This window comes from Neorhizobium populisoli, from assembly GCF_019430945.1.
Lineage (GTDB): Bacteria > Pseudomonadota > Alphaproteobacteria > Rhizobiales > Rhizobiaceae > Neorhizobium > Neorhizobium populisoli.
In genome coordinates, this window is sequence record NZ_JAHYCB010000008.1 from 1 (window position 1) to 25760 (window position 25760).

Annotated in this window: 13 protein-coding genes, 1 tRNA gene, 1 rRNA gene and 1 pseudogene; 9 read left to right on the top strand and 7 right to left on the bottom strand. The window is 55.4% G+C overall.

Going from position 1 to position 25760, the window contains the following annotated elements:
• The 4 genes from rrf to KX729_RS22185 all read left to right on the top strand — a co-directional run.
• A 5S ribosomal RNA gene (gene rrf / locus KX729_RS34840) occupies window positions 1–76 on the top strand; the annotation flags it as partial.
• Window positions 77–325: 249 nt separating this feature from the next.
• Window positions 326–402, top strand: a tRNA-Met gene (locus KX729_RS22175).
• Window positions 403–703: 301 nt separating this feature from the next.
• The gene (locus tag KX729_RS22180; protein WP_219744685.1) at window positions 704–2062 is read left to right on the top strand and encodes an alpha/beta hydrolase; all 1359 of its coding nucleotides are present in this window, start codon (window positions 704–706) and stop codon (window positions 2060–2062) included.
• A gap of 14 nt (window positions 2063–2076) precedes the next feature.
• Window positions 2077–3867 (top strand): CHAT domain-containing protein, encoded by a 1791-nt coding sequence (locus tag KX729_RS22185; RefSeq protein WP_219744686.1) that lies wholly within the window; start codon window positions 2077–2079, stop codon window positions 3865–3867.
• 7 nt (window positions 3868–3874) lie between these two features.
• Here the strand turns inward: KX729_RS22185 and KX729_RS22190 are convergent, their stop codons facing one another.
• The 6 genes from KX729_RS22190 to KX729_RS22215 all read right to left on the bottom strand — a co-directional run bounded on the left by KX729_RS22190 (window position 3875) and on the right by KX729_RS22215 (window position 14929).
• Window positions 3875–6367 (bottom strand): S8 family peptidase, encoded by a 2493-nt coding sequence (locus KX729_RS22190; RefSeq protein WP_219744687.1) that lies wholly within the window; start codon window positions 6365–6367, stop codon window positions 3875–3877.
• Window positions 6368–6424: 57 nt separating this feature from the next.
• Window positions 6425–7405: an AAA family ATPase gene (locus KX729_RS22195; RefSeq protein WP_219744688.1), complete on the bottom strand. Its 981-nt coding sequence runs from the start codon at window positions 7403–7405 to the stop codon at window positions 6425–6427.
• Window positions 7406–7651: 246 nt separating this feature from the next.
• Window positions 7652–10747: a sacsin N-terminal ATP-binding-like domain-containing protein gene (locus KX729_RS22200; protein WP_219744689.1), complete on the bottom strand. Its 3096-nt coding sequence runs from the start codon at window positions 10745–10747 to the stop codon at window positions 7652–7654.
• 1 nt (window position 10748) lies between these two features.
• Complete coding sequence (locus KX729_RS22205; protein ID WP_219744690.1) at window positions 10749–13958, bottom strand: DEAD/DEAH box helicase; 3210 nt, start codon at window positions 13956–13958, stop codon at window positions 10749–10751.
• Entirely contained in the window at window positions 13955–14485 is a 531-nt protein-coding gene (locus tag KX729_RS22210) for a hypothetical protein (protein WP_219744691.1), read from the bottom strand. The genes KX729_RS22205 and KX729_RS22210 overlap by 4 nt, the downstream gene beginning before the upstream one ends.
• A gap of 177 nt (window positions 14486–14662) precedes the next feature.
• On the bottom strand, window positions 14663–14929 hold the full coding sequence (locus KX729_RS22215; RefSeq protein WP_156638536.1) for a hypothetical protein: 267 nt from the start codon (window positions 14927–14929) through the stop codon (window positions 14663–14665).
• 127 nt (window positions 14930–15056) lie between these two features.
• On the opposite strand from KX729_RS22215, the gene KX729_RS22220 reads away from it, so the two are divergent.
• From KX729_RS22220 to KX729_RS22235, 4 genes and pseudogenes are all read left to right on the top strand, one after another.
• Window positions 15057–16403, top strand: coding sequence for a hypothetical protein (locus KX729_RS22220; protein WP_219744692.1), 1347 nt, complete (start codon window positions 15057–15059; stop codon window positions 16401–16403).
• 170 nt (window positions 16404–16573) lie between these two features.
• Window positions 16574–16934 (top strand): annotated as a pseudogene (locus KX729_RS22225) (DUF1612 domain-containing protein); the annotation flags it as partial.
• A gap of 701 nt (window positions 16935–17635) precedes the next feature.
• The gene (locus KX729_RS22230) at window positions 17636–20806 is read left to right on the top strand and encodes a hypothetical protein (protein ID WP_219744693.1); all 3171 of its coding nucleotides are present in this window, start codon (window positions 17636–17638) and stop codon (window positions 20804–20806) included.
• Window positions 20807–20813: 7 nt separating this feature from the next.
• Complete coding sequence (locus KX729_RS22235) at window positions 20814–22121, top strand: patatin-like phospholipase family protein (protein WP_219744694.1); 1308 nt, start codon at window positions 20814–20816, stop codon at window positions 22119–22121.
• 171 nt (window positions 22122–22292) lie between these two features.
• Here KX729_RS22235 and KX729_RS22240 read toward each other — a convergent pair whose 3' ends face one another.
• The gene (locus KX729_RS22240) at window positions 22293–23750 is read right to left on the bottom strand and encodes a hypothetical protein (RefSeq protein WP_219744695.1); all 1458 of its coding nucleotides are present in this window, start codon (window positions 23748–23750) and stop codon (window positions 22293–22295) included.
• Between the two features lie 319 nt (window positions 23751–24069).
• Between KX729_RS22240 and KX729_RS22245 the strand changes: the two genes are divergently transcribed.
• A complete protein-coding gene (locus KX729_RS22245; RefSeq protein ID WP_219744696.1) occupies window positions 24070–25740 on the top strand; it encodes an NACHT domain-containing protein in 1671 nt (556 codons plus the stop codon).
• Window positions 25741–25760: the final 20 nt, after the last annotated feature.

The following is a 25760-nucleotide window of genomic DNA, read 5'->3' on the forward strand; positions in this document are numbered from 1 at the left end:
CCGAACACGGCCGTGAAACACCCCTGCGCCAATGGTACTTCGTCTTAAGACGCGGGAGAGTAGGTCGCTGCCAGGTCTTTTAAGGGCAATGTCATCGCAAGATGAAAACAATCTTCTCATAACGAAACCAAACGGCCCCTGGCCGATACCCAAGGGCCGCACCCAAAGCGGCCTTTTGTCGTTGCAGAACTTGAAATGAATACGGGGCAAACTTCGGTGCGTCCCTTACTTCGAGACAACTCGGCTTCGCCAAGTTGCTCGCAGGCAGGCATAACCGCTTCGCGGTTACGCCGTCGCGACAAAACCCAAAGGGTTTTGCGCTTAACGCGGGGTGGAGCAGCCCGGTAGCTCGTCAGGCTCATAACCTGAAGGCCGCAGGTTCAAATCCTGCCCCCGCAACCAATCCTACGCTACGCTATCCCACAATAGCCCAAAACTGCGATCCAGTACGCTAAAAATCTATGTTCGTCGGCCCTAAATCCCCACCGTCAAACACAAATTCCCAAACCAACAGGTGCAAAGCGGGGGCGGCCGTAAATTTCGCCCCATCTGCAAAAAAACGCCAGTGTTCCTACAAAAACTGTGGTCGAGATAAGCTGGATATTTTCCACGTGCATATTACTTCGGAAGTGGTCGACATCAACATATATGGGTTTTGGCTCGAATCGATATAAAGATGCAATCCTAGGCTGAAGGAGTGGGGATGGCAGGGTTTCAAGATCTCGTAATTTTCATTCCCGGCATCCTCGGGTCAGTTCTTGAGAAGAATGGTAAGACGGTGTGGGACCTGTCAGTGCGAGGCGCCTATGCCGGTACACGTTTCTCCGAGCTGCTGCTTGATGCTCCGAGTTCTCGTGATGAGGACATCGACGACGGAATTAAAGCCGTCCGGGTCGTTGATAATTTGGGCGGCATTCCCGGTCTTTGGAAGCTAGGGGGATATTCTAGGTTACGACAAAGACTCGTTTCTGACTTGGCGCTTCGCGTTGGGGAGAACTACCGGGAATTTCCTTACGATTGGCGCCGCGACAATCGAGTAGCGTCCTCACAGCTAGCGGTTGACGCCCGAGGGTGGTTGACGCAATGGCGAACTTTGAGCGGTAACGCCGAGGCGAAAATATGGATTGTTGCTCACTCGATGGGTGGGCTCGTCGCGCGATACTTCCTTGAATGCCTTGAGGGCTGGAAAGACGTTCGCTCGCTGATTACTATCGGCACTCCGCACAGGGGTTCAGGCAAAGCGGCTGACTTTTTGAATAAGGGCATCGATCCTAGACTAGTTGAGCGTTTTCTACCGGGCTTGCAAACAGCGCGGAACTTTGATTCGGTCTATCAACTCCTGCCTATCTACCCATTTATCGTAGACGCTGAAGGGGCCCATAAAGTGCATGATGTCAGCATCGCTGGCATTGATCAGGCTAGAGCCATCAACGCTGCTAATTTTCATAGTGAGATTGAACAGGCGCGAGCATCTAACCTAAAAGACAGCCATTATAGGATCGCATCGCCACGTTTAAGTGTGGTTGTAGGCACGGATCAGCCGACTTTTCAATCTGCGATGATTGACGAGACTGGGCGGTTAGTTATGAGTAACCGTCGTGACTTCAAAGATGTTAATCTTTCTGGTGATGGTACTGTACCGCGGGTATCGGCGATACCTCCAGGGTTCGGCGAAGAGGTCGCAACATTTGTTTGTAACTCCCACGCCGCAATTGCTGGTGACAAAGTGAGCTTGCACCACATTCGCTCATACCTAATGGGCGCGAATGTCGATCTCAACGCTTACCGCGACGACGTGGCCCCGAAGCTGAGTCTGGAAGTTGCCGATTCTTATTCGGGCCTGGAGCCGGTTGAGATTAGAGCCAAATCGTCGGTAAGCGAGCAAACACTTACAGCAGCCATCACGAACCCCGACAGGGGCACAGAAGTGGCTCGAATGACGCTCTATCGAAATGGTGATGAATTCGTTGGGCGCGCAAAATTGCAGGCTGGATTTTATCGTTCGACTATAAGCCTATTGGGGCGAGAAGTGAGCGACATCTTTTGGGTCTTGGATGTGTAGGACGAGCGAGCAGCATGTCAGAGCTTGAAGGCATCGCAGTCCCGGCAGGGGAGGTGTGGGCGGCATTGCGGCTAGCCCTTGAGGATCGGTTTGCCGAGGATCTATTCTGGCTGCAAATTGCCGAAGACGCAAATGGCATAACTGTTCGCGGTCAAGTTGTTTCTGAAGACGTCAAAGAGGCAATCGTCGAAATCGTCAGCGTTACCTTCCCGAACGCCGTTATTTTCAATGAAATCCTTGCGACTTCGCCGCTCTATCCGGCTAACCAAAACCACTTCGATATAGACGTGGGCGTGGACGTGAACTTTGAGGCGGCAGCGACGGTTGTTCGCCACCCTCGTATCTCCTGCGAGCATGAATTGTATCTCGGTAGATCATATGTGTTTGAGGTTGATCTATCATTAGATCCAGACCAAGAAACAGTTGGTGCGCCGATAGAACTGACACCAGAGGATCCAAACTGGGAAAGCTTGCTGGTCACCGTAGAGTTTAGCTCCTATGAACTGGAGATAGAGCCAGAGGATGCAAGGCGCAACATCACGCTCTTCCGAGGTGGAAATTCAAAGCCTGCTCGGTTCGCGGCAAAAGTTAAAGCTGAAGCGTCTTCAATAGGAGCGGCGAATGTAAAGGCAATCTTCTCGACCGCTGATCGAGTGAGGGGCTTCGCCTCTCGGCGGTTTGACATTATTCCCATTGCTCAAGGCGTGAACCCTGGCCCGAAAATACTGACTGCGCCCGGGACCATAGGGGATTTTGTGCACGACGCCTCCCCAGCGCCGAGCTTAACCGTCAAGATACAGCACAATCCGCATTCACCTGGCGAATGCACTTGGTCTTTCGAAGCACCTGGTTTCAGAGACATGGTGGAAGCCTACTCCTTTCATCAAATTAACCTTGGAACGTCCGCGAAAGCGTACTTCCAAGATAAGTTTATGCAGGTGAAAACGCTTCAAGATGGGAAGCATCAAGGTATCCTGAGGGGTATCGGGGAGGAAATTTGGGGAGCTGCTCCAGTCCAATTTCATCGTCTATACTTGGCAATGACGCAGAAGATTGGAAATGCTTTCCCAATACAGATATTCTCGGACGAACCCTATGTGCCCTGGGAGCTTATGCATCCGACTGCCAGCGACACGAACGATCCAGATCACCTATGCATGAGGCATCCTATTGCCCGTTGGACCATGACCAGGGCCCTGGTATCCACCATTCCCAAAGGTGGTATCGTGTCTTTTGTGCCAGACTATCCCGACGGATCGTTGCCCGCGGCGTTGGAGGAGGGGAGATGGCTTTGCACGACATACGGTGCTACCGCGTGCACGCCCACTTATGCAGCTTTTACGCAATGCCTAAACGTCCCGGTTTCCGAGCCGGTCGCAGTCTTGCACTTTGCCGGTCACGGTGCAGGGGAAGAGGCCGACCCGAGGCAACGAGGCTTACGGATGACAGATGGCTGGGTTTCCATTGAGGAGATCAACAGTGCGGTGAAACTTGGAAACCGGGATCGCAGCCTGGTCGTTGTCAACGCCTGCCACGCAGGCAGCCAGACAAGCGTGCTTGGTGCGGTGCATGGCTGGCCTGCGGCATTCATCAAGGTTGGTTTCGGAGCTGTTATCGCTCCACTGTGGGCGGTACAGGATGAAACAGCCTGCAAAGTGATGAAGAGAGCTGTCGCTGAGCTATACGGAACGGGCAATTCATTAGGCTCAGCGGTCACTGAAGCACGCAGGGAAAACAGAGACAAGTCGGCAGCAGCGTTTTCTTACGTACTTCACGGCGACGTAATGGCCCACGTAAATACCTGACGTTGCCTTAGACCGTTACAGGCTGCTCGACCAGAACAGTTGCAGCATTCCTTGCCACTTCTGCAAAAAGGTTATTCCCGGCGGGAGCTTTGAGGCTCACGATTAGGGAGAAATTAACCCGGCGGTCAAATCTGTCTGCTTTTGCGATCTCCGCCCACCAGCCTTTTGTCGGGGATACAGAAATGCCGTCTCTGTCTGCGAGCTGGTAAGCAGGGCCGCGCCATATGTCCTGCTGCAACGTCCCTCGCGAGGATAATTTGTTTCCTACTGTCCAGCCGCTATCAGGGGAGCGACCTTGGGCATCCACATTTGCGTTGAAGGAAGCCTGAGCGCTTCGGTCGTCTTCGTCGAAGCGCTTCACATCAAAGCGTAGTCCAAAAGATCGGTACCGATCATATCGATCTCTGGATACCGCGAGTGGATCAGGTTCGATGAAATACGAGAGTGTGCAGCGCATTTCCACTTCGGTCTGCCCAAGGGCGCGCAAGATTTGTTTTGGCCAAGGCAGCTTGAAATATTTCATCTCCTTGATCCTGCCGGCACTTCCGTTTTTTTCGAACGGAATAATATCGTCTTCGATTACCATGCAGAACGCATTTTCAGTGCTGTAGTAGGCACGTGCATCGTCAGGTACGCCCCAACCATATCGTGATATCAGTAGCCTCCATGCTTCTGAGTTGCCGTTGTACTGACTAAGCTCTCTTTGCTGGGCGAGCATTGCAGGCGTCCATTCGGCTGAGTGAACAATCAGGCCACGCAATGTTTCAGCACGCATACTGGGATATGAGACGTGCAGACGTCCCAGCAGACCCGATGCACGCGCTGTAGCGGCGCTTGTTTCGCCTGTCAGGCCGAAAGGTTTGTCCGGCGAGGCTCCTGAGGTTGTCAGGATGAGATCATTCGGCGAGGGTTGCGCATACACGCCGTCTGGATCTGTTTCGAAATTTCCACCTTCCATTACGACATCGGGCTTGTTTGGGTGGTCTTCAGTCCAACTTTCTGCAGAGCGGGAAGTTGGAGCCATATCTCCGACAGGGGCAACCACGCCTTCCCTGGATGCCTTAAAAGTCATCGCGCCGACTGTAATAACATTAGCCGCCTGTCCCGGAGCTTCCAACTCGAAACGGCTATTGCGATCTGTGTAGTCATCGATCTGGTATCGTTCTGAGGCGGATGTAGGCACATTTCCCGCCGCTACACAGAACAATCTCGGCCTGATGCCATCCCCGTATGCGAGCAGATCCAATGCGGCCGATGTGGCTGTAACTTTTCCGTTCCGGCTTTCGCCACTTGCGGTCTGCGCCAGGCAAAATACCCGTGTCGCGTCTTCCTTCTCTAGAAGGGTCACTGCACGCTGAATAGCCACTCTGGCCGCGAGCCTCGGCTGTCCAGCTGGTGCGCTCACAACCACAGACTCCAATGCCGTCCATAACTGGAAGGGCTCACGGGAATTCAGCGCGTAGTCAAGATCGAAATATTGGACCACACCCGCCATTTTGGTGCCGTGGTCCGAGTGGTCGAGTACGGGCCATCTTGTGCTGGCGGACAGGCACCTTGCGGGATTGATAGACGTTCGTAAAAGCGGATGGGAGGGATTTACGCCAGTGTCTAGCAACGCTACTCGCGGAGCGTTTGCAGCCGGTCCACGAATACGAGAGGCGAGTGTCGATACCTGCGCAGCTCTGGCGTTAGGTGCTTGCCGTAAGAAATCGACATTCAGGGATGAGGCGCTACGCAGTTCAATAATTGCGGGGCTCGCGTTTATGAGCTTTGCCATGTCGCCTGGTGAGGCCGTGACGTTGTGAATGGAAACCTCGATAAACTCGGTGGACGTTGGGTCCGCCTTTATGCCGATCTCACGCGCGGCCGAGAGAAACTGATCCTTCAGATCTCTCCGGAGCCAAACCTCCCATTTTGCGGTCTTATTATTGGAAGGGAAACCTTCAATGGGATCCGTCCAAAAATCTCGTACCCGCGCAGGTCGAATAGATTTGATACTTTCGAAGAGCCTGAAGTTCCTTGGGCGTCGCCCGGATTCCTCGTCATCCGTGTCCAACGTCAGGTCGTCGTCGCTTCCATCGTATTCGCTGTAAGCTTCGAGATTATTGCTCAAGGTTTCGACAGTCTTTGAGGTGACAAAGAAAGTCGCGCGATCGGAAGGTAAGTTGGACGAGTCTGCTGCTACGGCGCGCTGCAACGTGTATAGCTTCAGACCGGGGCTGCTGGCACGACTATTGCCCGGTTGTATCCCCACATCAGGGCGTCCCTCTACCGCCAACACCATCCCGCGCTTGTTTTTCGGTACTCCCCGCTCGGCTTGTTCTGCAGCCACTACAGAAATGTTACGGGTTGCTTGGTCCAATTCCTTTAGGAGGATAGCAGCATGTTGCGCCCGATCAACGATTGCCGGAGGAAACTTCGAGCTTCCTCCACTCTTAGCCCTAAACGTTGTGGGGGCCTTACCAATCCCACGAATGTGGAGGTGTCTGTAGTTTGCCATGTGGAATCAACGCCTGATTGAATTACAGGCAAGAGTTCAATGGTCACTACGAAATTGTCAATCAGGGTGAATAGTATTTCGGTCGGTTATAGCGTGAAATAATATATCAGCAGTCAAACGGCCATCGTTATCCAATACGGCATCGCGGGCGGCATCTGCTGCCACCGCAACCAGATCTGCTTGGCTGAGCCCCATTGCTATGTCGACAACTCGGTCCCAATCAATATCCTTATGGTCGAATTGCGTCAGATTGAACTTCAAAACACGCTGCGCTTCTTCAGGTGATGGTTTCGAATATTGGAACGACGCGTCGAAGCGTCTGAAGATTGCATGATCCAGCAAAACCTTGTGGTTTGTTGCCGCGATGATTACGCTCGATGACTGATCATCTTCCAAAAACTGCAGGAAGGAGTTGAGCATTCGCCGCGCTTCGCCAATGTCGTTGTCGGCGTCGCGGCGGGACGCAAGCGCGTCTACCTCGTCGAAGAAATAAACGCCACGGTGAACCCTCATCGAGTCGAAGACCAGCCTAAGCTTGGACGCGGTTTCTCCCATGAATTTTGTGATCACACCATCGAGAAGAATGGTAAACAGAGGAAGATTTAGCTCCGAAGCAACCGCCGCTGCAGTCATTCCCTTTCCCGTTCCAGGTGGCCCGGAAAAAAGGTACTTCCTTCGAGGTGTTAGGCCATTCCTTGTTAGAATATCACGTTCTCTGTGCTCGCGCACTGCTCGATTTATGCGGCGCATCAAGTCACCATTTAAAACGAGATCGGCGAGATAAGTTTCTGGGTAGGATGCTCGGACGAGGCCCGCCAACTCGCCACGGGGCGCTGTGATAGGAACCGGATGCGAAGTGTGACGAGGTTCTGGTGACTGACGAGCGTCAGTGATCACTGAACGAATATCGTCAGCCACCTTTGACTTACCCGATTTGCCTGCGTCAGCTGCAATTGTCTCGGCAATGGCGAGAAATTTCTCGTTATCGCCCGCTGCGTGGCTACGGATCATAGCGATGATTTGTCGAGCGCTGGTCATGGTGAGCTTCTTATCGTTTCGTATCATCTACGTCGAGGATAAACGACTGACGCGCCGTCACCTGAGCGTAGCACGATTCGGCCATCGCAACTCCAGATTTAATTTTTCATCAAAAAAGAGAGTGGGGCTGCCGGTCGGCGTTTCGGGCCTCTAGAGCAAACAACGCAAGACGCCAGCCATTTTAACAGTTCATCCCTAGGTGTCACCTCCAGGCGACCTATTGATGGACACTGTAGTCGGTAAATTTCAGCGGCTTCTTGACGTCAATGACAGAATGTCCCCGATTGTTCGAAGATCATTCAAATGAACCTGCGTGAAACGTAGCCGCACGGATTCGCCTGCAAGCTCCACTGAGATTTCTGGCGCTTCTGCCGCGGCGATCTTCTCACGCAGCTTGGCGTCGGTGATTGGATTCGCATGTCGCCACTTCGCTGAGCAGGTCGGACATAGGGCCAAATGATTCTCCGGTTGTTCTTGCGGGAGGGAATCGAGGCACTCGACGGCCTCAAAGTATGGCGAACCATCTGGGCGGTTGAACGGCATTTTGTCGTGACACCCCTGGCACACCATCTCTTCTAGCGGATTGGTGTATTGATCTTCCAGATAAGTGCGAGCTACCTTGTGGCTCTCCGCGTTGCTTGTTCGCACTGATCGCGCGCGGACTTCGTAAGTCTTGGCCGGCGCGGCCTTGGCGCGCGCAGAAAGGCGTTCGGTGCGCCGGCTGGCATTTCCGGTCTCGCGCACGGGAAATTCAACCGGTTCGAGCATGCCGCTGTCGATGGTGCGCATCATATCCGCGCTCAACGTTGCGAGAGCCTCTGGCGAGAGACCGTTCAGCCGATCGATGAGTTCCGGTGCCAGCCCTATAAGCTCACCCGCTTCGCGCCGCGCTTTACCGTGCTCGCTACGCAGGCGTTCCTGTTCGCCGAAGCCGATCGCACGGAGCCAATCTTCGTTGCCGCCGACGGAAAAACCTTTCGCAAGGTCGACGGATGTAATCTCATTTGGCTTTCGTAGAGACCCATCTTTGGTAGGAATCCAAGGCACTTCCCGGAGAATATGGCCCATGGATGAGGGCGCCTTGTGGGCCGCATATTGCTGATTTGGGGAATACCGGGCTACCATGGCTGTGGCCCCACCTTGACGAGACGCCTCCCAGACCAGCTTTGAGATCTGCGGGTCTCGCCTCTTCAAAAGAGCAGCCAACTGGTCAATACGGTAGTCTACGTCGACGCCTGTCCCGGTGTGCCGTGCGCCGCCCCAGTTATGGCGCAGATAGCTGAAATTCGGATGACCGTAGGATATGCGTGACGAAAGTACCATCAACTGCCGCTCGACGCCGCAAGCCTCAAGAAACGCCATTAGGTCAATGCGGGATAACGACCTGTATCCTTCCCACAGTGCAGCGCGATTTCGATCAGCAATCGTCCCGTCATATACTTTCGACAGTGGCGAGTCCTGATAGGGCGATCCGAAGTATACACCGTGTGGCTTGTAGTAACCTGCCTCGACGCCGGCGCGGATAAATGAGAGACCGTTGAAGAGGCCGATATCTTTGGTTTCCTTCCACCATCGAAGAAAACGGCGCATATGCTGAAGGTGCTGCTCCCGGTTAGGGCGCGGGCTTTCATCCCGGTATCGTGTTCGGAGAATCGCGTTTAGGAACGCGCGCTCGTCGATGTCTCGGACACCCACACGCCGCAGAAATTGCTCGACCTCTTTGCCCCGCCCGCGACCCAGCCTGATCAAAGATTTCTTGACGAGGTACAACTCGCCTTGGTCGACTTCTGACTCCAGATCACTGTCGGGCGGAGCAAACACCGCATGTCGTGGCGAGTAATAACGACCATCTTCGAGACGAACGAACGATATGTCTGAGATCGATATTGAAGGCCGCTGCGCTTTCTGTGCGGCGTCTAGTGCCAGGTAGAACAACTGGACCTGCTCGTCGCTGCGTTGGCCGAACCATTTCAGGCCGCAGCTGCGCCAGAGCTTGTCGCTCTCTGCAAATAGGGTCTGGGCTCCAAAGACATGACGAAAGGATGCGAAGAAATCCGCCGGGCTGAAGTCCTCGATCTTCAGTGTGCTGATAAAATGATCTGCTCGACTGTTGCGCAGGGCGACGACAATCCATCGCCGATTTGCTCGGTTACAGAACTCGGCTAATCCCATCTCGCCGAGCAGGTCGCGAAGGTCGGCTGGTCCGCGGATAGCGTTCCGTATTTTGGTAAAGCCGCCACCATGGACCGGAATCAGGTCCTCCTCGGCGAACTTCTTCGTGATCGTCGCGAGCATTGGCGCGAAGGTAGGTGGCAACTCGTCTACTGCGTTGGGCAGGAGATCGAGTACGCCGCGTTTAAGCATCCCACGCTCGCGCAAGTCAGGAAGCGCATCAGCCACCATGTTGGCGATTGCGTCCACGAGCTCAGTGTTCCAGGGATCGTCGCGCTTGATATTGCCGCGATTGTCCGTGAGCTGAAAAGGGCCATGGATCGTGAAATGCAGACCCGTAAGTTCCTCCGTCTCGAAGAATACCATCAGCCGGGTCGGTGCTTCCTCCGCAACAAGATCCCCGGAACCGTTCAGCTTGAATGCTGCCTTTACCTCATATTGCTTGCGATTGACCTCGTGCTCGACCCCGCGCGCCAGCACCAGATAGCGATCCAGTTTTGGGCGCCCATCTGGCATTGTCGACTCGATTGAACGGATCGAACCGCCGGAATCGACGACTTTTGCAGTCCCGCGTCGCTCGCCGTCTATCCATTCAAGTTGCTGGATATGGCGGAGGAATAGGAGTGATCGGGCACCTGACGCGATTAGGCCGTCCCGAGCCCGATCTATCGCCAACGCCGCGCGGTCCGCTCGGAGGGGAAGCACAATCTGCGTAGTCGGCTCGACGTGGTTCGAACCGATGAGCCTTGGAACAACTAGCTTGTCGATGGCGAACGCGAGCGGGCAGCCTTCGATCGTCGAATGAACCTCGGGGCGCTCGGTGACGACGTATACGGATTTGAAGCCGATGCCGAAGCAGCCGATCTTGTGACCGTCGTCCAGCTTGGTAGTGTTGCCGATGCCGGTAATTCCCTCAATATCGTAACGGTTGAAGGGCCGCCCATCATGCTCGAAGATGATACGGTCGGGCTGCAGCTCGAAGCGGACCCACGACGCCGCAGCATCTTCGGCGTTTTGTAGTAGTTCAAAGATGAAGTGGCTGGGGTCCGCGTACTTGTCGACGGTCGCGTTCCAAATGCCGCGATCGAAATCATTTTCATGGCTAGCGTCGACCCAACGCTGGCGTTTAGCCTGCAAGTTACCCAACCAATCCTGGAAAGTATCAGTCATATCAATGCTCCACTCGCAACGTTCCCGAGGCGACGCGACGCGGCAAGATATCCGCCCGCCGTTCTGCCATGGTGAGACTATCGAGCGACTCGCGGCAATCTGCATTTGCCCGTGCCAGCTGGCCCGTCCGCATACGTCGAATCCGCTCTTCCGATGCGGCGGCAAGTTGCTCTTCAAGAATTGCCACGCGGGCTCGGTGGCTCGCTTCCAAGCTATCTCGCCGGAAGCGCGCGATCTCACTTGCTTCAGCAATGTGGGTTGCTCGGCGCCGTGTCCACATCTCGTGGTGCCAGCCTTCAAGACCTTCGATTTCTGAACTGCTTGGCGGCGCGACGTCCGAGGCATCGTGAGCCCTTGTGAAAACGTCCATAAATGCCGCCGCGACCCGCGGATCCTCGACGACAGGGACCAGCATCGCGTCTTCGCGAAGCCCGCGCATTTGCCACTGATAGATTGCGAAGGGGTGTTCCCCTGCAGGCAATGCGGCGTCAGTTATTCGCAAGGTCACGAGAACCTCCTCGTCACTGGCAAACGACCGCGCCGCCGCCTGGGTTAGTGGGTGAACCGGTGTGATGAAGGAAAGCGACCGGTCTTCGTTGGCGGCCTCACGGTCGAATGTAAGAGCGAGCGTCTGTTGGTCACCTCGCAACCATGTTTCCCATTCGCGTTCGGCAAGGCTAAGACGCGTTCCACGGGTGCGTGGCGGTACAAGCCGACGGCGGGCATCTGCCGACAGTCGCAGGCTCTTGATGGGCCCCTGTCCGCTGATGGGATTGCGACCGACATCAAGTTCGCGCTCGAGATGAAGCCCGACTAAGCGCTCAATCGCTGCCGGCTCGAGCCAGCGGCTTGATGCCTCAGCAATCTCGTCGTTCATACGGGTGCGCTCGATACGGACACCAAACAACTCAGCTTCTCGCTCCTCAAGTGCATCGGTTTCGATAATCTGGCGGATCTCGTTATCTGCAAGCTGCTGCAAGCGCGCCTGGCGCTCCTCGTCGGTCAGCCGGAAGTCGTCTGCCACCGCTTGTAAACGACCGGCGATCTCGCCAAGGATCGCCTCACTACCGCCGATGGCCCGTTCGAAAACGCCTATCCGCAATAGGCAGCGTTGGAAGATATCGAAATCGACCGTACCTGGCGTGACGAAGTTGTAGATCGCAACCGTTTGGCTCTTCTGGCCGTAACGATCAATTCGACCGATCCGCTGCTCGATCCGCATAGGATTCCAAGGGATGTCAAAATTAACGATCGCGTCGCAGAACTGGAAATCCAGGCCCTCGGATCCGACCTCGGATGAAAGGAGGACATCGATCGCATCCGGATGCTCAGGGGCAAGCGCGAACGCCTTACGCAAAGATCGCCGCTCGTCGTCGGGGATGCCGCCATGAATTAGGCCTATCCGCACGCCTCGGGAGCGCAAAGCCTCGTCAAGATAAGCCAGCGTGTGCCGGAATGAGCTGAACGCTAGCAGGCGCCGATTGGGCATACCGGCCTTCTGACCGACGATGTTGAGGAAAGCGGCGAGCTTGGGGTCCTCATCCGACAAGTTCTTCGCTCGCGCAACCAGCGCAGCAATTTCGGAGCGAACGGACGCAACGTCATCGTCGCCATGATCTAAAGCGTCGCTATCGATCTCAGCAAGTTCGAGGTCGCTCAGTCGGCGAGACAAAATATCTTCCAGAAAGGGTGCAAGCCCATGCAGTGAACTCGCCGCTTGTCGCCGAATTGTGGTCATGAGAAAGCCGAGGGGACCGGCGCCGTGGGTGCGCAGATAGATGGAGCGCTGCAATGCCAACAGGTCGTCGTGAACGCCCTGCTGCTCCGGGGTGAACGGAACCTCGACAGTGCGCGCCTTGCGGCTGGTGAAGTTGCCGATATCGCGTCGCCGGGTGCGGCTGATCATAGTCGAAAAGCTGTGGAGACCTTCTGCTGGGCGGATGAGGCGAACCCTATCATCATCTGTCGCCGCAGTTCGTGTGGAGGACACCAGGTTACGGTACTCCGGCGACGGCGCAAGCATGACACGGCCCCAAGCAGTGGCGGCAGCCTCGCCCAGATGCGCAATAACCTCATTCTGCCAGCCGGGAGCTGCGCCCCGGATCGCGGCGATGGCGGCGTTGATCGTTTCGTTTGGTTCGGCCATCCGCTCGAATGTCGGACGGTCGATGACAAGGTCGGGGCGAAGTAGATTCAAAAGGGAGAACAGGTCACCGGTCCCGAGCTGCACCGGCGTCGCGGTAATGAGCACGACCGCTTCTGCTTCGTCAGCGAGAATCCTCAATCCCTGGTGAAGCCCGGTATCGCTATTACGTGCGTTGTGCGCCTCATCCACGATCAGGAGGTCGAACCGAGGCGGCGTGTCTAGAGTGCTTAGACCGGGCCCTCGATCGGCGCCCCGCTGAGGATAGCCCTGCAGGAGATTATCATTAACAAGCGAGAACGGAAGGATCGCGCGAGAATAGCGGTCGGGCCATTCGCCCTCAAGATCGGTCTGATCGAGGCAGTAGCGCAACTCATCGCTGCCCAGCGTTACAAACTCCTCATCAAAGCGCCGCATTTCACGATGCCATTTCTCCTCGGCGACTAGAGCCTTCGAGCAAACGATCAGAACAGAGCGCAAGGGACGACGCGCCTGCAATTCTCTCAACAGCAAGCCAGCTTCAATGGTCTTCCCGACACCCACCTCGTCGGCAACCAGCAAACGCGGCCGGTCGGCGCGGATAAACTTGAGCACTGGCCGAAATTGATAGGGTATGAAGTCGATACGCCCAGCCTGCAATGAGTAGAGATTGGCGATGCTCGGTTCGGCTAGCTGGAGTGCGGTCAAGCGCGCGTTAAACTCGTCTAAGGTCGCGCGCACGGCACCGGGGGTGAGGTCGGCGCGGACAACCTGGCTGAGGTAGAGTGTCTCTAGGCGACCGTCGATGAAGACGCTCAGGCGGGTTTCGCGGTTGCTCGGCGTGATGCCTGTAATGACACCGATCCGCGCGGTATCGGAGCGCAAAGCAACGGTTTCGCCGATCCGAAGCGGTTGAGCAGTCTCCATTCCTGAGACGCGGGCGGCGATAAGCTCGCGCACCTTCTTCTCGAGAGCATCTACATCGACGCCATTGGCTCGCGCGGTTTCAACTATCTCTTCGTCGCTGGCGTCGAGGATGCCTTCTGCAATCAGTGCGAGGATCTGGTCGGATTCAAGGGGTGTCGTCATTTTGTCCATCCAGTCTTGAATTGGCGTCGAAGCGTTCGGGTCATACGGCGGCGAGCCGTGTCGTAGCCGGTTGCGTCAAGGCCAAGCTGGTCGAAGGCTTGCTTCCGGCTGGTTTGCGTTAGGATATGGTCGAAGACGCCGAGAGCCGGCGGATCGTCTACAAGTGCCGCGCGCATGCGAGTAGCGAGATCACTGAAATCGAAATCCAGGTGTCCCGCCGTCTCACTGGTTTTCTCATCGTCATCGCCGATGAGCGGCTCGCGCATGTCCTCGCGACGCCATTGGCTTGCGATGCTACGCATCACCTGTGACAGGAAGGGGTGGAGGCTAAGGTCAGCCGGCCATGGCCGATCCCCCGACAGGACTCGCGCCAAGGCCTCATTCAATAGGTCGGAAGCATCACGGCGGGGCACGCCACGCACCCAAGTCTCGGCGATCGCCGCCAAGCGCACGATATCGGCCTGCCGCTGACGGTGCAGCAACCGGGCGACTTCCTCACGTGAAAGATTTTCGACCTCGTCTGACATGAGTCCTTCTCACTGTCCTTTGCTAACACTGCGCCGCTGGGCAGTAAAACGGGAAGGGACTCCACGATATTTTTGAGAGGCAGGCGACCCCAAGCATAAAAACGGGCTCGAGATTTGCTCTCGAGCCCGTTGCCAACCTTCGTGGTAGTGCATATCATAAGTTGCTATTCAGTCGTACTAGCCAGAACGGTCGAGATAGTGGGCGCCCTTGTAAATGTAATACAAGGCAAGAAAGCTGATAGAGCAGTAGTAGGGCACTTCAAGCAGTCGGAATATTTCAATCCCCGACACATTGGACCAGTATTTCACCGCATTCACGGCACTATAGATACCGATAAATACCCAGAATGCCGCAAACGCGGAAGCGCGAAATCGAGACATCATCTCATTTTCCTCTTCGTTAGCGGGCACAAAATTCATCTCATTTTTTTCGACGTCGATCACAGGGCATCAATAAAGGTCACGGGGTAAAGCGATGTCATCTGGGCCAGGAAGACCCTCTCGAACTCCACCAACACGACTTGGTCGTTTGATGCTGGCGTTACGGGTATCACTGCATGAACGCCGGTCGATGCTCGAAAGGAAGCCATCGTTTCGTCAGCTTTTATCAAGCGCCAAAGACGGCCAATCCAGCTCGCCCGATATCGACCCGGATGACTTGAAAGAGTTGGTTCGACGAATTCAAATCGGCGACGATCCTGTAAGCCGTGAACTTGCGGCCGTACTTGTCCGTGAGGTTGGGGGCTATCAAACGTCTCATGAGACGATCAAGCGGATTGAGGTGGGGTCAAAAATCAAAGCCCCGCGACCGGAACTGCTGAAAGCGATGTTCTTGGCTTATGGTCTAACCGATGCCGAAGCCGCAGACGTTGCAGAATATTTGATCTCAGGTCAAAAGGCGGGAAACCCTCATTTGCATTCCGCGACAGGTGCTGGCGCAATCTTGGCGGTAGCTGAATTTGGCCCTCAAGTTGCGAACGCTGAACGGATAGGATCCGACTGGATGACCACTTGGGTAGAGGTTCGCAAGGCTGATGAAGGCGGCTTCGAACCGCACGAAGTGGAAGTCATCGTGAAAGATGAAGAGGTGAATCCGCCAAAGAACTTCAAAAGGCTTGCCACCTTGGCCGCCCAACAAAACGAGGAGCGCCGCAAAGCGGGTGCCGGTGGGGTCTGGTCAGATAACCCGACCCTGTGCTTAGCCGAGATTCCGGATGATAGCGCCACTGAAGTGTTCGAGGTCCAACCTACATCCGTTGTCGATAGTATCGCAGAGGATCGGGACGAGCGCTTGACCATGACGCTTCATCTAAAAAAATCTACCTATCGCTACAACGTCATCGCAAAGCAGGAAGCTGGTGCATCCGAGCGGTGGAATACTCTCCAGAAACTGTCCTTTCCACCGACGCCAGTGCCACATCTTGCTTCCGGCGTCGGCATCTGCATCAATGTGGTTTGCGACAATGGGGCCTCGATTGTTGTTGGTAGACGATCGCTCAATGAAACCTTCCGCAAGGGCGAATTCGATATCGCTGTCGTCGAAGGTATCCGACCAACCGCGGATGTTGCAGAGGGAAAAATCGATGTCCAAGCAGTGGCCAGGCGTGCGTTAACGGAGGAGTTAGGCTTCGGTCGAGGACAGCCGCCGGAGGTCTGGTCATCGCTACTCAACCGGCTCGTGGTTTTCGAGTTTGGTGTCGATCTTGAATACTATCAATGGAATTTTCTCGCATTCGCCGACACGAAGTTGAGCTTTGCCGAAATTGATGGCATGTGGCGAAAAGCGAAAGACCGAAAAGAGAACACAGGTCTTCGAGCGGTTCCAAATGATCGCGATTCCCTGACGCAATTTTTCATGGGTCAACCTATATGGTCGGCTGGAATGGCCTGCGCCCAGCGCACATTCGACTATTGGTGATGACTGAAGCCGTGAGCAACTATTCAGAGAGGCCTCATGCAACTGCTCGAAAAAGCCCGAATTCGGACGGTGTGACGATACAACCTTGCGACTGGCCGGGCCATGGCAGCGTCCATGCCATATGTTCGAGGTACATACAACGTCGCAGTATGCCAAACGCCGCCTCTCGATTGCGCCAGGCCGAAAACCTGTCGGCGGTGCTGCAGGCGACCGTCGCCCGCGATACTTGGAACGAGATTTCCGTCCTGCAGCACATGCGCTGGCTTGGCCGGTTGCATGCCGCGTCGATCCTGCGGGAAGCCGGGATCACCACCGGCGCTCATCTTGCCGCCATGAATCTCTGCCTCAAAACCATTCGGTCGACCGGCGGCGGAGCCGCGATCGCGAGACGCGGCTGCTGGCCATCGTCCACGGCCTTCTGGCGACCGCCGAGATCGGCATGAAAGAACATGACCGGCTGACGCTTGCGAAAACGATTATGGACCGAAACTGGAGGGGCGGCGGACGTCGTCGAAATTGCCGGAGCTGGTCGTGAGGAGCTCGTCGTTCCGGTCGTCGCTCTTCTCGCAATCTCCGGGGTATTCGGGATCTTCGGAAGTTTTCTGAACGCGGACTAATCTCTGGCAAGCGCGCTTGTTGTCGTCTCCGCACTTCTGTGCTTTTTGTTCCTGTTCGTGGTGGCCGATACATGAACCGGCACGCATGGCATTTCGGTCGCAAAGGAACCTGCGAGCATGCATCGCCACCACCGCGACCGGCCTTTGGCAAACGACAGGAGCGGCCAAAGACAGACAAGACCTTCGAGGCGGCCTCCTCAGAGCAGCCGCTGGACCTCTACGACTTCGCCCTGGCGCGGATGACCACTCTTTGCGCTGAGGATCTCGCAGGTTCTTTCCGCGAGCTTCTTGTCCGTTTGGAAGTTAGGCCCCGTCAGGAACTCTCGAACGCGGAAAAGGCGTCAGCCTCCTCACGTCGGGAAGACCACAGAGCAGCTCTTCTTGATTGCCGAGGCGGAAGGCTTTTCGGTCGCTATGAAGTTTCCGGCCAAGCATTGCCGCCACGTCGCGCGACCCTTGGAAAACGTCAGCAACAGTCGGCGTTCCTGACAGGGGGCCATCGTTGAATACTTCCTTGGGCGGCGCGCAAGATTATTTGCTTGCTTGCATCCGCCCCATATTGACATGCACAAAACCTTAAGTTGTTATTTGCTCGGTAGGGCAAGGAGTGGCAACATGGGAAATCCAGCGCCGGTCGGGGACGTCACACGCTATTTGTTGGTGCGCTCTCCACGAGCAGAGGCTTCTACGGAAGCGTCGAAACTCGCAATCAGAATAACGCCGAGCCAAGAGACGAAGCAAGCACTCGCCTCCGCCGATCCAGCGCTCAATACCGCTCGAATTTCAGAGCTTCAGAAGCACCTCGAAAAACCTGTCCACAAGCAAGCTGCACAGGAACTCGAGGAATTCCGCGAGAAGTTCGATGCACTGGACACGCAGTCTGGCATCAAGGTCGATGTTTTACAGTCGCTTCTTGGTGGGATCAGCGATACCGAAAAGGTAGCAGAGCTTCAGGCAATCGCAGGAGATCTCTATCTCCTTTCCGGGATTTCATCTCCTGGTGACCTACCTGCACTCGCTAAGATCCTACAAAATCTATGGCTCTATAATGCTCTGCAGGAAACGCCCGAAAGCGATGTCCTGTCGCCAGACGATCTCTCGAGGCCAATGTTTCTCGTTGAGCGCGAGGATGTCTTACGTGAAAAGGCAGTTGCTCCGGAAATTCAGGACAACAACAATCCCGCCACCGACTTTTTTCGCAAGCTTGTTTATCTGCGTGTAGCAGACAATCTGTTGAGAGAGCTCAGGCAAAAGAACGAGCTGAAAGTGGAAGCTGACCCGCCACCAGCAGCACCGGCTGCCATGGTCGCAGCCGGCGATGAAGACGAGAAACTCATCTCTAGACACCAATCCGCTGATGCCTCTGTTGTCGCGACCATCGACTGGTCAAAAAGGCTGCCGGCGAGCGTCGCAGACTATCTCAAAACGCAATATGCCATCGATGACCTTAATCTGGCCGACATCATCCGACTGACCGAGCGGGTCTCCGTCGATCTCCGTGATCATGTGACTACCGCGCTCGGCGGGGTACAAACCGGGCGGATCGTCGCGTTTTCACGAGCGCTCGACCGCGTCGCACAGGAGTACAGCCAGAAGGTTATCGAAAACCTCGATTCGTTTCTGCAGCTCTCTTCCTATTCTCCATTGCAGATATCCAAAAGCAGCGGACAAGTGCCCGGGGGCAAGGGGATTATTCAGCCGACTGGCGTCGGAGATCTCAAAGTCGTTCGCCAACAGCTGCAGAGGTATGCTCTCGGCGAGATCGCATATATCGAAAACGTCCTCACTGGCGAAGTGCGGGCAAGAAACCATGTACGGTCAGAACGGGTCGAACAGCAGTATACCTATGAAGAGGAAGAAACAGCCTCGTCAGAAAAGGATCTGCAGACCACGGAACGGTTCGAGCTCTCGCAGGAGATCGACCGCCAGCAGAGTGAGAGCCGGAAAACCGACGCAGGCATCAACGTATCGGCAAGTTACGGCGCCGTGACAATGGCAGCGCATGCGGGCCTTTCCACTGAGGGATCCGTCCAGGAGGCGGAGCGGAACGCGCGTAAGTACACACGCGAGACGATTTCCAAAGCAGCCGAAAAACTCCAGAAACGGGTTCGGAAACAGCAGACCATCACAACCACCTTCGAGTTGAAGGAGGAAAACCAGCATTCCTTCACCGCAAAGGATAAAGACGCGGTCGGGATCTATCGGTGGGTAGAAAAGGAATATTGGTGCCAGACGTTCAACTATGGCGCTCGCGTCATGTTCGAGGTGATGGTGCCCGAACCGGCCGCGTTCTACGCATATGCCGTAGACAACAAACCGCGCGGAGAGGCGCAGTTCAAGGCGCCTGAAGAGCCAAACTTCACGGCCAAGGATATCGACGAGTCCAATTATTTTGCCCTGGCCGCGCGGTATGGTGCCGCAGTGTCTGCACCTTCTCCCGCGTATCGCCTATCGCAAGTCATGGCCTTGCAAGGTGCAGGCGACACCGACAGTAACGCCGGCAAATTCACGATAGATGAAGACTATGAGATGGTCATGGCGGCACCCGTTGCCTCATGTCGGATCGTAGGCAACGGGCGCGCTTCGTATACCGTGCTGATCTCTCCGCATCTCTGGGATTCCAGCGTCGGTTCGTGGGGCCCGGGCTCCTTCTATCCCGGCGTCCGAGGCGAAGCCCAGGTTGCTTTCAACGGGGTCTACGTCGAGCATTATGCGGTAAGCATCAAACTGCTGCTCTCACGCACGAGCGACGCACTGGATCGTTGGAAGATGACCACCTTCAACGCGATTCAAGAGGCTTACGTCGCATTGAAGTCGGACTATGAGCGAAAACTTGCGGCACTGCAGGCACGCCGAGGAGCGCCCGTAACAGCGCGAACCGAGGCTGAATACCGTTCGATTGAAAAGGCTGAGCTCAAGCGGTCCAGCCTCCAACTGCTGACGGGGCAGGATTTCTCATTGTTCGACGCCGTGAAGAGACCCGCGAACGCGGCGCCGCTCATGGATCCGACCGAGGCCGTGATTGAAGGGCAATATGCAAATTTTTTCGAGTCGGCATTTGAATGGGACGAGATTGTCTACGAGTTTCTCCCCTATTTCTGGGGCAACAAGGACACCTGGCTGGAGAAGCTCGGATTTTCCGACATGGATCCCATTTTTGCAAAATTCCTGCGCGCCGGATTTGCCAAAGTCCTCGTCCCCGTTCGACGAGGCCGCGAGCGCGTGCTCCTCTACTATCTGGAAACCGGGACACTTTGGCAGGGTGACGGCGCGCCGGTCGTCACAGACAAGTTTTACCTGTCGTTGTTGTCCGAAGTCGAAGCTCGCGACAGTGACGAGGGGCAGACGACGGGGATTGCAGAGGGATCTCCATGGAAACAAACGGTACCGACAAACCTCGTCTGCCTCGAAACTAGAGATCTGAAGCTGCCAAGTTGGGAAATCGACACAGGAACCGCCACGGGCGAGTTTCTCCCGTCGAAGGAACTCTGCAACGGTATCCCCTACAATGCCGCACAATGGACAGACGACCGCAAGACCGTCGTTCAAGCCCTGAAAACTCTCGGCTACCAGGTTGTCGTTGACAACAACGCGCTTGCCTATCTGGGTTCGCTAGACGGTAAACGTGTCGTGCGAGCATTCCAGATGAACGCCAATGATGCAGGCATACCGGCGTTGATCGGCAGGCCCCTGGGTATCGATGGCGTCCTTGGCCCATGCTCCCTAAGGGCATTAACCGCAGCTGTCGCGATGAATGCTGCGGGCAAATGGCCCAAGCCGGCCTAGCCCTTCCATGGCAAAAATCCGCAAGCCGACTGACGTCGAGTATCTCGCATTCCAGGGAGGAGGCGGGAAGGGCTTTGCCTACATTGGAGCTATCGAGGCATTCGAACGCCTCGGGGTCCTCCCCAAAAAGGATGGTGTTGGAGGCACAATCCGCGGCTTCAGTGGATCCTCGGCCGGAGCAATCATGGCTTTCCTGCTGACAATGGGCTGCACGTCGAAGGAACTGCTTGACATCTTCAAAAGCAACGATGAGTTCCTCCGCTTCTTCGATGCTCCGCGCAGCGGCGAAGTGCGTGCAATTCGCTCTGGAGATTGGCAGGCAAAGAAAGTCGTGCGCGAAGCATGGTCAATCAAGGAACTGGCAAACGCCCGAACATATGTGACAGCGGTTGCCAAGGTACTTGAGGAAGCCTACGCCAGTGCAGACGCGCTCTATAGTCGCTTAGGCTCTGCCTCAACCCGTCTTCAGGGCTCAATGTTCTTCGCAGTCTGGTTGGCGCTCACGCCGGCAGGACGGTCCATGACCGATTTAAAGGGACTGGTTAAGGACTATCCGTTTCTTGGTCCCATCCTGAAAGACGCATCAGCTTATGCCTCGAACATCCTTTATGACCGAGGCATTTTCCCAGGCTTCGCAGTCAGAGATTTCCTTCGATCAATTGCTCGCCGTATCCTCGTGAAACATCCTAAATGGAACAAGAGCTTCGGGGATCCCGCGGAAATATCGTTTGCAGCGCTAAAACGCCTGACGAACGTCGATCTCGTTGTCGTCGGAACCAATCTTACACAGCGGAAGTCCGTCTACTTCTCTGCTGCCCTCACTCCAGAATTTTCGGTCGTTGAAGCTGTCGGTATTTCGTCCTGCTTTCCAATCATGTTCAAACCGGTATGGATCGACGCTCATCCCAAGGATGCGGTCCTGGGTGACCTGCGCGGCTACTGGATCGATGGTGGTTTCCTGAACAACATTCCGATTCACGCCTTTGATGTCCCGCCTCCAAAGACGAAAGCTGCTAACGCGGTCCCACTCCTCAATCCGCGCGTTATCGGCCTGTCGCTCATCCCGGGCTCACCTGGCCCTATTGCCGAGCCTCGCTCAGCCGAGGAAGACCCGCTGGTCAGTTTCGCACTCGATATGTACGAGACCGCGTTTACTCCATCGGGTGCTGGTCAGTTCAGGACCGCTGATGAGGCACAACAGGTCATTTCCATATTCTCCTACAGCCTTTCTCTTTTCGATTTCGCACCTTCCGACGCCGCCGGGGCCGCGCCTCGAAAAGCTGCGTTCGAAAAAGTCCTCGACCATTTTTCCTGAACCAGGTTTTGGTGGTGCGCGATTTGTGAAACCAGACTGCTGGCGGCCGTTGTCTGCCGCCCCCCGGTACTGCAACTCATATCGCCAGCATCTTCACCGCGGCCTTTAGAACCTTGCGATCCATAACAGATCCGTCATTCCAGCTGCGTTGCGGGTCCCCTTTGGTGACTGTTATGCAGATTGGTCGGGCACAGCTTCGCCAGGTTTGAGCGTCCAGACCATATGGGTTTTGTCGCCAATCTCGGCCAAGACCGCGTCCACGTCGACGGGGCAGTGGTGGTGTGTCACGGATGATGTCGGATGGAAGTGAGGGGTATGGCTTATCACCTGACCAGTCTCATCACAGAAATGATGGGCGGCACCTGGCAGCATTTCCATGGGAAGCGGGATTCTGGCGTAGGGGTTATGATAAACGTTTAGCCCCTCGATCCATTCCTCCGAATAGCCGGCGGAATTGACGAAAACGCGGAAGAGTTTGTTGTGCATCGCATTGGGATTGTGATCGACCATTCGGCCTTCACGCACCAGCAAAACTTGCTTCGAGCCGAATTTTCCCAGAATGCCCATGCGGTTGAATTTGGCGATCGTGCCGGCATTAGTGCTGATGACGGCACTGACATGCTCGGATTCAGGTGAGCGGAAGAAGCCCGACGGAATGACCTTCTTGTCCCATTGATGCTGTTCAATACGTACCGGTGATATCACCAACTCGCCATTCGCATCGAGCGCACCAGTATGCTCATATCCCCACAGATACCGCTCCAAGGCCGGCTGCGAATGCACCATCGACATCGGTGCCGAGAAATCGGCAACCGCGAACACGAGCGGCTTCCCCACGACATGCGGCTGCGTCCAGTATTTTTTGTTCAGCTTTGAGAATAGGGGGCTGCCGAATTTGATCGGCATATACTCTTTGAGATAGGCTTCCCGTGCTTCCGGCGTATCCATCGGAGGCGGTGGCACGATCTGGCCATCCTTAATCGTCGGCCCGACAGTCACGGCTTCAACATAAAGCTCACCCAACAAACCCGAACCGCAGAAGTCAGGAACCTGATAGTCTCGATTGAGTAGAAAGCCCGCCTCGATCAGCATAGCGAACAGATAGAGCTCCCAGATGCGTTGATCGAAGCCGGTGGTCTGGAACTGCTCGATGAAATTTCCGTCCGCATCCTGATACCAGCGCATCATCGGCTCGATGATTGAGCGAGCAGGTGAGTATCCTTTATTGGTTGTCAGCTGGACGAAGGACGGATTGTGTCGCGACACTTCATGGCGATGCGTGAAGAAATCCACCGGCTCGCCTGTTTCATCACCCTGATAGTGGTCGTTTACCTGCGCTCTGGCCGCTGCACGCATGCCGGCAAACAGCGCCTCCTTAGCCGCTTCGGGCGTAGGGCAGAAATCCGTGACGTTGACACCTCGGAAACGGAGGTTGCGATCCTGCGCCATGACTATGCCGCCGAAATCCTGATCAGTGATGTCTTTGGTCGCAATGCCGATAACGCCAGCGCCTTCCACCTCGAAATATTCCAGCTCTTCGAGATACAGCAAGGTACTTGGCTGGCGGGCGTAACCTCCTAGGGCGTTGAAGCGCGTCAGTGAAATCGGTAAAATCGCAAGATCGGCCATGGCGCTATCGTTGCATAGGAACATGCAAACCTACAACCGGAGTTTGCTGGGAGTCATCCTACGCCGCTGTACGAAATAGGCCTCTACGGCTGACGGTAAGAAGAGCCTCTAGCAGGCCACTGGGCGGTAGCGATGATCGCAAGTTAAGATGAAATCCTGCCCCCGCAACCAGTTCTTACATAACTCGCTCATTACACCGATATAACAGGCGGTTAGCCGCCAATGTCTCGCACCGCCTCTGTATCGCAGGGGCGGTTTTTGCGTTATGGGGCTTTTGTCTACAGGTTAGGACCATCTTGGTGCTCCGGTCCGAAGCGCGTTGGATGCATTCCGTCTCATAGCCGGCATTACCGGCACAGTCTCTTCGATTTTTACATGGATCAGTAGACGTGTCGCGAGGTTAACAAGTGGCGAATTTGATGAGCTCATCGTTCGACCTGTGCACGCACGGATGCTATGCCAGATTGCGACCAATCCAGAGATTGAACTTCACCAGATTTCCAAGTATGGCCTATTTGACCAATTCGTGCACTTCCTACTAGATCGAGAAGTCAGAAAGCGCGGCCGAGACGGCCGGTTTAGCTTACCAGTCAGGCGCCGATTCAATGCATCGGTTGCCGCATGGCTTTGGCGCCAGGGTGGGGCCTCTACGGTCAGCATATCACACATCCCGAACTCCCTGTTTGCAACCGCAGCGGAAGGAGTACAGCATGACTATGACGATCCGGGATTGCGTCGAGAATTGACGCAGGGTTGCCTTGTCGACAAAAACGGTACTACCGTGTTTTTCAATCACCGCTCGTTGCAGGAGTTCCTTGTGGCGAACGCTATTGTAGAAATCTCATCTGTCCCTTCATTCCAATCATCAAATTTGCTAGATTGCCTACGCCTGTTGAACGCGGAAATCGCCAACTTTCTGCTCGGAGGGTACTGCGAGTCCGACGTCCTCCGCACTGTTCTGGACCGGTGGTTTACTGCCTTGATCGGCTTGGAGGGGCAGTTGTCGGTCGTAGCGTTACGGCTACTGACCCAGCTTCGCATGGAGGGCGCATCAAAGACACGCCTCAGTCCCGACGACCCATGGCATCGCTGGATAAGCTTCTTCATGAGTAATGGTGGCGTTTCTTACGATCTTAAGTCAGACTCACATAACCCGCATGAATTGGCAAAGAGCAATGCCCAGCGCTTTCTGTCGGATTACGTAAGTGACATTGCGAGATACGACAGTCCAAGACAAGCCGCGGCGCTGACGCTTCTCGCATCGGTGCTGCGAGCGAAGCGGGATCAGGCTGAGTCCCAGTATGCTACCGTTTGGTTGGCCAACTGGCTTTCCTTTGATCTTTTCGAGAAGGCATTCGCGAAAACAAAGGGCAAGGGAAAGTATGCCCTCGTGTATGTTCAGCGGGATGAAGATTTCGCGCTTTGGCTTTTTGTGAAGTGCTGCCGGTTGGAGCGCGTGAACAACGAGATGAACGTAGTCATCGATTTGAAGCTAATGAAAGAATTCGCAAGCAGCCACTCGCCGATTGGCATCATCGAGGACATCGCCGTCGAAACGGATGTTTCCGAGACTATGCTTCCAGTCCAAGTTCTGTACCGCATCTGGGGAACCCCTGAGCGAAAGCTAGAGACTGTCAGACCGTTCTTCTTCAAGACAGATCACATGGAAAAACTTAAGACGCTCGATACGATAGTTCGTTCTTCTAGTCTAAGCGTGGCGAGCCTGCCCTGGAAATCAAGGAGGTGGCTCCAGAGCGCAAAGTATTGTCGTTGCCCAAGGGCTCGCAGGGCATTTAGGCGACGGAATTGCTTCAGCAATCGCCACGCACTTGGCATCCTGGGGCAATCCTCGGGTTGTGAGCACAATACACAGCTTAAGAGCGCACGGCCCACTCCCGCTTCACCGAAGAGATGGCCTATGGGTGTCAATCGGCACGCAAACTTGACCCCATATCGGCGTCCAATGTTGGGTCTGACTCATTCTCGATGATGTTTCGGATTCTACTGGTC

Coding starts and splice junctions, on each gene's coding strand:
- KX729_RS22180 (WP_219744685.1), top strand. CDS start 704: ATGGCAGGGTTTCAAGATCTCGTAATTTTCATTCCCGGCATCCTCGGG.
- KX729_RS22230 (WP_219744693.1), top strand. CDS start 17,636: ATGGGAAATCCAGCGCCGGTCGGGGACGTCACACGCTATTTGTTGGTG.
- KX729_RS22220 (WP_219744692.1), top strand. CDS start 15,057: ATGCTCGAAAGGAAGCCATCGTTTCGTCAGCTTTTATCAAGCGCCAAA.
- KX729_RS22195 (WP_219744688.1), bottom strand. CDS start 7,405: ATGACCAGCGCTCGACAAATCATCGCTATGATCCGTAGCCACGCAGCG.
- KX729_RS22240 (WP_219744695.1), bottom strand. CDS start 23,750: ATGGCCGATCTTGCGATTTTACCGATTTCACTGACGCGCTTCAACGCC.
- KX729_RS22190 (WP_219744687.1), bottom strand. CDS start 6,367: ATGGCAAACTACAGACACCTCCACATTCGTGGGATTGGTAAGGCCCCC.
- KX729_RS22200 (WP_219744689.1), bottom strand. CDS start 10,747: ATGACTGATACTTTCCAGGATTGGTTGGGTAACTTGCAGGCTAAACGC.
- KX729_RS22185 (WP_219744686.1), top strand. CDS start 2,077: ATGTCAGAGCTTGAAGGCATCGCAGTCCCGGCAGGGGAGGTGTGGGCG.
- KX729_RS22205 (WP_219744690.1), bottom strand. CDS start 13,958: ATGACGACACCCCTTGAATCCGACCAGATCCTCGCACTGATTGCAGAA.
- KX729_RS22235 (WP_219744694.1), top strand. CDS start 20,814: ATGGCAAAAATCCGCAAGCCGACTGACGTCGAGTATCTCGCATTCCAG.
- KX729_RS22210 (WP_219744691.1), bottom strand. CDS start 14,485: ATGTCAGACGAGGTCGAAAATCTTTCACGTGAGGAAGTCGCCCGGTTG.